The organism is Bradyrhizobium lablabi (assembly GCF_001440475.1).
GTDB lineage: Bacteria > Pseudomonadota > Alphaproteobacteria > Rhizobiales > Xanthobacteraceae > Bradyrhizobium > Bradyrhizobium lablabi.
Genome location: NZ_LLYB01000046.1, coordinates 269,670 through 279,548, shown reverse-complemented (window position 1 = coordinate 279,548; position 9,879 = coordinate 269,670). Strand labels below are relative to the sequence as shown.

Sequence of the window (9,879 nt, the reverse complement as noted above, 5' to 3'; positions counted from 1 at the left end):
TCAGCGCAAAATTGCTTTGCAATTTTGTCGCGAGCTCCTCGCAATGACGGGAGAAGGCGGCCTCAGTAAACCAACCCCGTGCCCGGCGCCTTTTCCAGCGCGGCGGCGAGCGAGCGATATTCCTCGCTCGAGGTGCCGGTGAGCTGAGCGATCTTGTTCAGGTGAAATTGTGCCTGATCGCGGTTGCCCTGTTCGACTTGCCAGAGGCCATAATATTGCCAGGTCTTGACGTGGTTCGGATCGGCCTTCAGCGCGCGCTCATACCAGATCTGCGAGACCTTGTAGTCGCCGAGCTGACGATAGGAATAGCCGATCAGATTGGCGACGGCGGCCGAGTCATCGTGGCCGAGCGCCTTCAATTGCGCAATCGCCGCAGCATAATCATGGCGCTCATAGATCGTGGCGTAGGCGGCGCGATAGCCGTCGGCAAAAGCGGTCTGTTCGCTGCCGGGACGGGCCTCGCTGGATTTCTTCTTCTTCGGCGGCGGCGGTGGATCGTTGTCGGGCGCAGCGTAAACGACGGTAACGACAGGGGCTGCCGCAAGCGTGAGCGACAACATTGCGAGAGTCAAAAGCCTGATCGCTAACTTATTCATGCACTTCTCCTGATGGCCGGCCCGGCGATCCTACACCGAAGCCCGTTGATGTGAACACCTGGCGGTCGAGAACATTCCCGGGTGCCTTTCACCGCGATTCCGCCAATTTTCATCGGCGGCCCGTCGTCAACGGACATGACGAAGATGTCATTCAGATGAACGGAGCGTCATTCAGATGAACGGAGTCCAAAAGCTCGATTCAGGAGGGGTTCAGTGCGCGGCCGCTAGCGTCGCTTGCATGATCGGCGAGCCCGGCCGTTTGACCGGAATGCCCGCGGATCCTCAAGGAGAAGGAAAAGGAGATAACCATGCTCAAGACCATTTCCGCAGCGCTCGTTGCCGTTTCCGTTCTCGCCGCGCCTGCACTTGCCGGTACGCCGGCCAAGACCGCGCAGGCACCAGCGAACAAGACCGTTCAAGCTCCGGTGAACAAGAGCGCGCAGACGCCTGTCATCAAGACGGAGCAGGGCAAATCGAAGGCGCTGAACGCCAATGCCAAGATGGGCCGCCATCACAAGCATTATCGGCATCATCGCCACCACGCGCTGAAGTCGCATGCGAAGCCGCACGTTGCGGTCAAGCACGTGACGCCTTCCGCGAAGCGTAGCTGAATCTGATTCGCCGGCGCGCGTTTCGCCCCCATTGCCCCCCGCGCCTGCGAATGTCAGGCCAGCCCACGCGCCATTTGCTTCGCCAATGGCCGTGGGCTGGCGCACGCTCAACTTTTCGAGAGCTGTGTGAGGGGATAATCGAGTTGCGAATTCCATTCCGCCGCCGATCGGTCTAAGAGACGGCGATCGGGCAGGGGAAGAGTTCGCTTGGCGCGTTCAGTCAAAATTGCGGCGATGATGTTGTTGCCGATCGCGCTTTCGGCCTGCGCGGCCAGCGACGAGGGCAAGCCGATTACGTTTACCGAGGATCGCGGTATCTCCAACCAGCCATTTCCCAGGAATTACCGCGCCGAAGTGCTGGCGTTTCTGAAGACCTATCTCAACAATCCCGTCGGTGTGCGCGACGCCGCCATGGCCGACCCGGTCGAGCGTGTCATCGGCGGACGGCAGCGCTACGTTGCCTGCGTCAGGTTTAGCGCCCGCGAAACCGAGGGCGGCTACCGCGAGCCGCGCGAACGGGCCATCCTCTTTGTCGATGGGCGTCTCGACCGCATTATCGAAAACGCTGCCGAGCCCTGTGCGGGGGCGGCCTACGCGCCATTCGCGGAACTGGAAAAAATGACGCGCTAGACTTACTTGGGCTGCGTCGAAAGCGCAGAACTTGCGCCGGCCGGATCTGTACTGCCGATTCATCCACGCCTCCCGCCCACACGAGAGTGTGATGGTGTGTGCCGTGCCCGTTAGACCGCAATGATTGACACGAAGTGGGCAGGTTATTTATATCGTATCCGATCTAATCGTATAAGATATAGAAGGAGCAAGACCCCATGTCCCAGCCCGTCACGCCTGACCGCCGCCGCTTCCTTGGCGCCGCCGCCGTAACCCTTGCCGCTGCACCGTTCGCCCTGAGTGGCAGCCTGTTCGCGCAGTCTGGCGACGCCAAATCCGGCGCGGGGGCGGTCAAACCGGGCGCCCACACCTCCTTTGCCGCGCTGAAGCAGATCGATGCCGGCGTTCTCAGTGTCGGTTACGCCGAAGCGGGGCCCACCAATGGGCCTGTCGTCATCCTGCTGCACGGCTGGCCCTACGACATCCATGCGTTCGTCGATGTGGCCCCGGTGCTGGCAGGAGCGGGTTTCCGGGTGATCGTGCCGCATCTGCGCGGCTATGGCACGACGCGCTTCCTCTCGGCCGATACGCCGCGCAACGGCCAGCAGGGCGCGCTCGCCAATGATGTGATCGCGCTGATGGACGCGCTCAAGATCGAGAAAGCGGTGGTGGCCGGCTTCGACTGGGGTGCCCGGACCGCGGACATCGTTGCCGCGATCTGGCCAGAGCGCGTCAAGGCGCTGGTTTCGGTGAGCGGCTATCTGATCGGCAGCCAGCAGGCCAACGCCAAGCCGCTGCCGCCGGCGGCCGAACTGCAATGGTGGTACCAGTACTATTTTGCGACCGAGCGCGGCCGGCTCGGCTACGAGAAATACCGTCGTGAGTTTTCCAGGCTGATCTGGCAGCTCGCCTCGCCGAAGTGGAATTTCGATGACGCCACGTTCGAGCGGAGCGCCGCGTCCTTCGACAACCCGGATCACGTCGCCATCGTGATCCACAATTACCGCTGGCGGCTCGGTCTCGCCCCGGGCGAGGCCAAATACGACGAACTGGAAAAGCGGCTGGCCGAATTTCCGGTCATCTCGGTCCCGACGGTCACCCTCGAAGGTGATGCCAACGGCGCGCCCCATCCGGACCCTGGCGTCTACGCCAAGAAGTTTTCCGGCAAATATGTCCACCGGCTGCTCACCGGCGGGATCGGGCATAACCTGCCGCAGGAAGCCCCGCAGGCCTTTGCCGATGCCGTCATCGAGGTGGCCGGCTACCGAGGGTGAGGGAAGATAACCGCCGGCGGCCACCTGGCACCGGCGGTGTTCCCGGGACGGAACCGTGAACGAATTTCGATCACTTTTCGGCGATGCTTGAACCTTGTCTTATTGATCCCGGACATCACCTAAGTAGGAAATCCCCCGGTTAACCTCGAAAAAATCCTTACATGCGAGGGAACTGGAAGGCTTTGTTGCTCTGCCGTCACAGCGGCGCGCCGTCGGGTCGCAGGCCGATGCCGCAAAGCAACCTAAATGAGGTCACGTTGTTTGGATTGGTATCCGCAACGTCTGTAACGGGGATAGTCGATGAAGAAGATACTGCTCGGCGTTGCCGCGCTGGCCGCCATGGCGGCTCCAGCCCTTGCGGCCGACATGCCGCCGCGCCCCTACACCAAGGCGCCGGCCTATACCGCGCCGCAGGTGGTCTATAACTGGACCGGATTCTATATCGGCGGCCATGCAGGCGGCGCCTTCGCGGGTAACAACTCCCTGCAGGGCAGCGATGCCCGCTTCCTTGGCGGCGTGCAGGGCGGCTTCGACTATCAGTTCGCGCCGAACTGGGTGCTGGGCGCCGAAGCCCAGTATAGCTGGCTGTCCAACGGCAATAATAATGGCACGGTGTTTCCGGGCGGCACGATCGTGACCTCCAACACCGACCAGCTCGGCTCGGTGACCGGCCGGATCGGCTACACGTGGGGCCCGGCGCTGCTCTACGCCAAGGGCGGTTACGGCTGGCGTGACGGCAACAATCTCGGGGTGTCGGTAGCCGGCGTGCCGGCAGGCTTCACCACCAGCGGCAACCGCAAGGACGGCTATACGGTCGGCGGCGGCCTCGAATACATGTTCGCCCCGAACTGGTCGGCCAAGGCCGAATACCAGTACTACAACTTCGGCAGCACGACCTTCACCTCAGGCCCCGCCGACATCACCGGCCGCAGCTTCCGCGACGACGAGCACACCGCCAAGGTCGGCGTGAACTACCGGTTCGGTTGGGGTGGCCCTGCCGCTTCCAGATATTGATAGCGACCTTAGTCTCGACATGCGCAAAGGCCGGCTTCACGCCGGCCTTTTTGTTTTGGCAAATGACGCGGCGAGCGCGTGTCGATTGTTTTTGGCGCACGCGAAAAAATTTTGCGCTGCATGCAACTTTTCGTCACGATCCGATATTATGGTTCCGCCGGCTGGTGGGACAACGAACATGCGTGCTTTTGCGTTAGGGCTGATCATTTCTGCAGCGGCGTTTCCGTGCCTTGCCCAAACCGTCCTGAAATCCGAACCGCTTATCCTTGCTCCCTATGAAATCGCCTTTGTGCAGGATCCCTCGTGCGGGGCCGGCAAGGTGCGCAAGGTGACCGGTGCGATCAGGGGTCTGCAGCGGCGCAAGGCCTGTGTGCCCCTGTCTGCGGAGCAGGCATCGCTGGTCTCGGCGACGCCATAAAATCCGATTTTCCGCCTCGGCTGTCGTCCCGGCCAACGGGACTGACAGGCCGAGGCCGATCGCTCGCCCGGCGGCCTGCGTCTCCCTACGACGCCAACTGCAATTCCGTCTGCGCGTCGCGCTCGGCGTCGGCCTTGTTGCGGGCGGGGTCTTCATACGGCTCGAGCTGGCACGGCTTGATCTCGTAATCATGGTCCAGCACCGGACGGGGGCCGGCGTTGTCCTGCTCGGAGATGACATCGACCACGAGGCCGCTCTTCTGGGCAATCTTCCAGACATCGGCCGCGGTGGGATAGGCCTTGCTCAGCTTGGCATCGTTTGAGAACAGCGCGTAGGGCATTGTCGGCTCCGGTAAAAACGGTCAACGCGGAAACGAGGTCCGGGTTTCAGGCTTGGCTGCCAGGATCTTGGCTGCCAGAATCTTGGCTGCCATGCCGCCATTCCACAGACTGTTTCGGGAGCAAATTGGCTCGTTTCGGCCCATTTTCGTGGAGTCTCTGAGTCTTTAACGAGCCGTAAATCCCCGAAAAAAGAATCCCCGAGACTCCCCGGCCAGAATCGCCGGATGGTTCCGGCCATGAGAACGAGCCTCCAGACCTCCTGCCAGCGTGTCCAGCTCACGCTGACCGTCTGCCTGCTGGTCGCCTGTGCGGCCAACATGGCGCTGGTCTATGCTTGGCTCTGAACATCGCGCGGATATCGGGGCGTGCGGTTCGGCGTCTTAGAGCATGATCCGGAAAAGTGGATACCGGTTTTCCGGCAAGATCACGCTCTAACGTCTATTTCGCCGATGGCTCGCCTTCCCGGAGCGTGGCGTGCACCTTGGCCATGGTCGCGCTGCAATAGGCCTCCCGCTCGCGGTTGAACCGCTCCTGATGCGCGCGGAAATTCGCGACCCGCGCCCTGATCTCGGCCTGGAAATCGTCTCGGAAATCGTCTCGCAGGTCGAGACGCGGAAGAGGGGCGGGCCTTGATAGCTCCCTCGGCATGTCCACTGGCGCGCGGGCGGCGGGCGTCGTCTCCACCAACACGGTCTTGATGTCGGGTAACGGCATGACAGGCAACGGCATGTCCGGCAATGACATGTCGGGCAATGGCGCGGCCACGCGGGCTGATTCGAATGGCTCGACCGCGGGCAGGGCAACTGGCGCCGCGATCGTCTTCTCGGCCTCCGGCAGCTTGCCGGTTACCGATTGCACAAACGCCATCGTCTGCGCGATCAGGAGATCGCGTTCCTTCATCCATTTCATGGAAACACCTCGGCCCAAGCCACTCCATCAAACGGCTTTTGTGGAATCAAGCGGCCGCGGAGGTAACGGTGGATAACACCTTTGCTTTTGCGCGCAAGGTGACAAAACGGTGACAGTTCGGTGCGCTGGCGTGCACATGCGCGTCGCGCTGAGTGACGAAGATGTCACTCCTGCAAGAGCGCGCCGGTTGAAGCCGGCGCTAGCGTTCGCGCGGATTTGTGTTCGGGACGAAGGGCGCGCCGATCACGCGGACCGGCGGTTGATCGCTGACATAGATGATTCGCTTGTCGGCCGCGGGAGCCTGATCGACGCGGGTGGCTCGATCGGCGAGCCGGACCGGCTTCTCGTCCAACCCAAGCAGCATCACGCCGCCGGCGACCGCCACGCTGACCAATGTGACAGCAGCCAGCAGAACCATGTTGCAGTCTTCTTCGCGAATTCTCATGCGAGGAAAACATAACAAGCGGGCCTTGGTTCCCGGCGCGTCAGCCGTGCACGGAACAGTGCAGGGCGCGATACGAGAGCCATGTTGCAATTGCACTTTTAACGAGCGGGTAGCTCGCGAGCTTTACCGGTTGCGAGCCTGGTCCCGATACGAGTTGCCCAACAAAATTGCCCGGCCGAAGCGTCGGCTGACACCTCTATCCATATGTATGCTTGCATACATATGATGGTTGCATTTATACAACTGCATAATCTGGCAGGCTGGGCCATCCCGTGCAGATGTTTGTTACTGATATGAAAGATCATTTTGGTGCGGGAGGCTGGATTCAGTGGCCTGACCACGAAGAGTTCTCGATCGAATTCGTGAAGCTGCTCGGCATGGCTCAGGAAGGCGGCTCTTTGATATCCGAATGCTTCCTTGCTGCCAGCCGAATCGATCCAAGCGACGGCGGCGAGTCCTGGTATCGGGAATGGACGAGGGTGGCGGAAGCCAACAATGCGCGCGCCGACGCTTCCCTGGAGCGGGGTCATATACTGACCGCACAAAGCAACTGGCTCCGCGCCCTCAATTACTATCAGGTGTCAGCGTTCGCATTCGATATTGCCGACAATAAGCAGCAGGGCGCAATCGAGGCCATGCGAGCCTGTGCCCGCCGCTACATCTCGCATTTGACGCCTGCCGGCGAGGTCGTGGAGATTCCCTGGCTGGAAGGTCACGCGTTGGAAGGCTATTTTTTGCCGGCGGCTACTTCTGGCCGCGGGCCTGTCGTCATATGCATGGGCGACCCCGGGCATCGGAAGGAGGAATATCTCTTCAAGGTCGCGCGCTACGCTCGCGAGCGGGGAATGTCGCTGCTGGCGGTGGACCTGTTTGGCTCGGACGCGAGCACCAGATTCGAAGACGTCGTCGGCCGCGCCGACCTGGAAACGTCGATCAGCCACGTCATGGACTACCTCACGACGAGGGATGATGTCGACGAACACCGGATAGGAATTCTCGGCGACGGGGCGGGATCTTCCTTCGTGGCGCGTGGCGTCGCTCTCGACGATCGTTTCGCCGCGGCGGTTTGCGACGGCGGAATTTGGGATATGCAGGAGCGGGCTTTTTTGATGGGCCGTCTTCCGTCGGGCTCCCCCGGGAATGCAGGAACTGACGGCGGCTGGCCCAGGCGAAAATTCCGCTGCCCGGTTCTGATTACCTTGGGCGCAGAGGGCTGGCTCGAAAGCGACCGCGCGACTCATCTGTTCGAACGGTTGAAGGTCGATCAGCCCGACATTTCACTAAAAATCTTCGAGGGCTCCGAAACGGCCTCCGCGCAAGGGCATAGCGACAATCCCACGCTCGCCAACGAGTTCATTTTCGACTGGATGGCCGATCGCCTCAAGTTGGTAACGAACTAGAGCTTGATCCGGACCCGCAGGGCCGCGTAGCGCAAAGTGTGTAGCGGTTCTCCTCGCGACAAACGCGAACGCGTTTTGCGCGGAATTCATCCTAAGCCAAGAAGATAAAACGGGATGACGATTCCAAGAAAAGTCATCACGCGTTAGCCGGGCGGCAACCATTCATATGCCTATCGCAACCCTCAGGCTGGCCTTCTCGAGACGGTCCTTCAGTGCCGACAGCTTGCTGGTAAACTCGCTGAGCTCACGGTCGCTGAATTCCGCAAAGATGAAGTTGTTGAGCTCCTCCTGCTGAGAAGCCAGGCTTGCGATATGTTTGTAGGTCTTGTCGGTCAGGGACATCTGCACGACCCTGGCATCGTCCTCCGATGCCTTCCGGCGCATGAAGCCCTTCTTCTCGAGCATCTTCGACTGGGTCGTTACAAAGGACGGGTCAACGTGGAGCATCTTTGACACCACCTTCACAGGTACGCCCCCTCCCTGATCCAGATCGGCCAGGGCCATCAGGATCATCCATTGCGGCCCGCTGATGCCGAGGGCTTTTGCCCAGAAATAGCGAATCTCCTGAAGGTGCACGTTGATGGCGGCGATTTCCCAGGCGAACTGCCGGGCGATGTCGTGATTCTTCCCGCCGATCTCATTCGATTCTCCGCGTTTGGCGCGGTTCAACGAGTCCGATGCCTTGCGTGGGTCCTGTCTCATGGCCGTGTCCCGTCCCAAGGTCTGCGCGACGCAGCTTAGCTGATTTCATAACAAATTCATCCAATTGGGGAGGCTACCTGCGCCTTTTTGGAGGGAAATTGGCCTTTGGGGCTGTGTGGCGCTGGCGACACAGTCGTGTGGTATCGATATAGCTGAGTTCATAAAGTATTTTGATTAAGTAAGTTGCGCATGCATAGTTCTGAAGACGGTCAGGGGGGTCCTCGATCGTTCCGTTTTGGTGGTTCGCTTAAGTCCCTCGCGTTCATGCGGGTGTGTCCGAAGGCGCGAAGCGACTGAGCGGTTTTCATGAACGAGGGCGGGCCGTCCTCTGGGGGATTATCAGAGGTCCGCCCTCGTTCTGCAGAGAGCAACTTGGAGGTTTAACATGAATATGATCAAGAGCCTTGTTCTCGGCTCAGCGGCGGGTCTGATCGCCATGAGCGGGGCACAGGCGGCGGATCTTCCGGTCAAGGCCAAAGCGGTCGAGTACGTGAGGATCTGCTCCCTGTACGGCGCGGGATTCTTCTACATCCCGGGCACCGACACCTGCATCAAGCTGGGCGGTTATCTGCGCGTTGACACCACGTTCAACGGCGGCGTCTACGGCGGCCCGTTCTATAACGGCGACGGCGGCCAGGGCAATCGCTACCGCGATTACTTCCTTTCACGTTCCCGTATGGCGCTGACGGTTGATACCCGCACTGCCACCGAATATGGCGTTGTCCGTACCTTCGGTCAGGCCGACTTCCAGTTCCAGAACTTCGGAACGACCAACCCGGGCAACCCTGCTACTCCTCAGCAGACCGGCCAGACCCTCAACAACGCGCTGCTCTCCACGGCAGGCGGCGGCTACGTCGGCGTTGAAATGGTGTTCATCCAGTTCGCTGGCNTTCACCTTCGGTAAGTCGGNCTTCGGCCTACGCGACGCCTTGGAACGGCTATCCGGGCAACAACAACTCGTACCTGATGGGCGGCCCGGACTACGTCACCGGCGTCAACAACATCCAGTACACCGCTCAGTTCGGCAACGGCGTGTCGGCCACCATCGGTCTCGATGATCCGACCGTGTTCAACCGCACCGCGGTCTGGAACATTGCCAACGGCATCAATGCCAGCGGCACCGGCACCAACGCCTACAGCGGCGTGCATGCTCCCGACATCGTCGGTAACATCCGCGTCGACCAGGCTTGGGGTCTGTTCCAGATTTCAGGTATGGCCCACCTCGTGAGCGCCACCTACAACACCCTCGGTGCCGGTGGCTCTGCGACCGCCCTGTCGGAAATCTCCGGTCACCCCGATGACAAGTGGGGCGGTGCGGTGACGGCTGCCTTGCAGATCAAGAACCTCCCGACCGGCGCGGGCGACGACATCAAGATCGACGCCACCTACGCCAAGGGTGCCACCAAGGCCGTGATCTCGACCAGCGGCGCGACGCCGAACTTCGCGATGTTTGGCAGCACCGGCGTTGCCGGCGGCTACCAGAGCGTTGGCCTTGGCAACTCGGCTGACGGCCTCTACCTGCCCGGCGCTGCCGGCACGGGCGGCATCATCCTGACCTCG

General features: G+C 61.1%; 12 protein-coding genes and 1 pseudogene. 8 read left to right on the top strand and 5 right to left on the bottom strand.

The window, feature by feature from the left end:
- Positions 1-62 precede the first annotated feature (62 nt).
- Positions 63-596 carry a tetratricopeptide repeat protein gene (locus CQ14_RS06975; RefSeq protein WP_057857173.1) on the bottom strand — a complete coding sequence of 178 codons (534 nt, stop codon included), beginning with the start codon at positions 594-596 and terminating at the stop codon, positions 63-65.
- A gap of 308 nt (positions 597-904) precedes the next feature.
- Here CQ14_RS06975 and CQ14_RS06970 point away from each other — a divergent pair, with 308 nt between their 5' ends.
- From CQ14_RS06970 to CQ14_RS48090, 5 genes are all read left to right on the top strand, one after another.
- Positions 905-1,207 carry a His-rich protein BRANT gene (locus tag CQ14_RS06970; RefSeq protein WP_057857172.1) on the top strand — a complete coding sequence of 101 codons (303 nt, stop codon included), beginning with the start codon at positions 905-907 and terminating at the stop codon, positions 1,205-1,207.
- Between the two features lie 207 nt (positions 1,208-1,414).
- On the top strand, positions 1,415-1,837 hold the full coding sequence (locus CQ14_RS06965) for a hypothetical protein (protein ID WP_156434725.1): 423 nt from the start codon (positions 1,415-1,417) through the stop codon (positions 1,835-1,837).
- Between the two features lie 197 nt (positions 1,838-2,034).
- A complete protein-coding gene (locus CQ14_RS06960) occupies positions 2,035-3,090 on the top strand; it encodes an alpha/beta fold hydrolase (protein ID WP_057857171.1) in 1,056 nt (351 codons plus the stop codon).
- Between the two features lie 300 nt (positions 3,091-3,390).
- A complete protein-coding gene (locus CQ14_RS06955) occupies positions 3,391-4,104 on the top strand; it encodes an outer membrane protein (protein ID WP_057857170.1) in 714 nt (237 codons plus the stop codon).
- Positions 4,105-4,282: 178 nt separating this feature from the next.
- Positions 4,283-4,522, top strand: coding sequence for a hypothetical protein (locus tag CQ14_RS48090; RefSeq protein ID WP_057857169.1), 240 nt, complete (start codon positions 4,283-4,285; stop codon positions 4,520-4,522).
- 85 nt (positions 4,523-4,607) lie between these two features.
- Here CQ14_RS48090 and CQ14_RS06945 read toward each other — a convergent pair whose 3' ends face one another.
- The 3 genes from CQ14_RS06945 to CQ14_RS06935 all read right to left on the bottom strand — a co-directional run bounded on the left by CQ14_RS06945 (position 4,608) and on the right by CQ14_RS06935 (position 6,190).
- Positions 4,608-4,862: a hypothetical protein gene (locus CQ14_RS06945; protein ID WP_057857168.1), complete on the bottom strand. Its 255-nt coding sequence runs from the start codon at positions 4,860-4,862 to the stop codon at positions 4,608-4,610.
- Between the two features lie 439 nt (positions 4,863-5,301).
- On the bottom strand, positions 5,302-5,772 hold the full coding sequence (locus tag CQ14_RS06940) for a hypothetical protein (protein ID WP_063800309.1): 471 nt from the start codon (positions 5,770-5,772) through the stop codon (positions 5,302-5,304).
- 199 nt (positions 5,773-5,971) lie between these two features.
- A complete protein-coding gene (locus CQ14_RS06935; RefSeq protein ID WP_245320225.1) occupies positions 5,972-6,190 on the bottom strand; it encodes a hypothetical protein in 219 nt (72 codons plus the stop codon).
- Positions 6,191-6,495: 305 nt separating this feature from the next.
- Here CQ14_RS06935 and CQ14_RS06930 point away from each other — a divergent pair, with 305 nt between their 5' ends.
- Positions 6,496-7,617 (top strand): alpha/beta hydrolase family protein, encoded by a 1,122-nt coding sequence (locus CQ14_RS06930; RefSeq protein ID WP_245320234.1) that lies wholly within the window; start codon positions 6,496-6,498, stop codon positions 7,615-7,617.
- Between the two features lie 162 nt (positions 7,618-7,779).
- On the opposite strand, the gene CQ14_RS06925 is transcribed toward CQ14_RS06930, so the two are convergent.
- On the bottom strand, positions 7,780-8,319 hold the full coding sequence (locus CQ14_RS06925; RefSeq protein ID WP_082649737.1) for a MarR family winged helix-turn-helix transcriptional regulator: 540 nt from the start codon (positions 8,317-8,319) through the stop codon (positions 7,780-7,782).
- 385 nt (positions 8,320-8,704) lie between these two features.
- On the opposite strand from CQ14_RS06925, the pseudogene CQ14_RS44450 reads away from it, so the two are divergent.
- Both CQ14_RS44450 and CQ14_RS44445 read left to right on the top strand, forming a co-directional pair.
- Positions 8,705-9,208: pseudogene (locus CQ14_RS44450) on the top strand (porin); the annotation flags it as partial.
- Between the two features lie 77 nt (positions 9,209-9,285).
- On the top strand, positions 9,286-9,879 hold a 594-nt coding region (locus CQ14_RS44445; protein ID WP_283807201.1), incomplete at its 3' end, for a porin.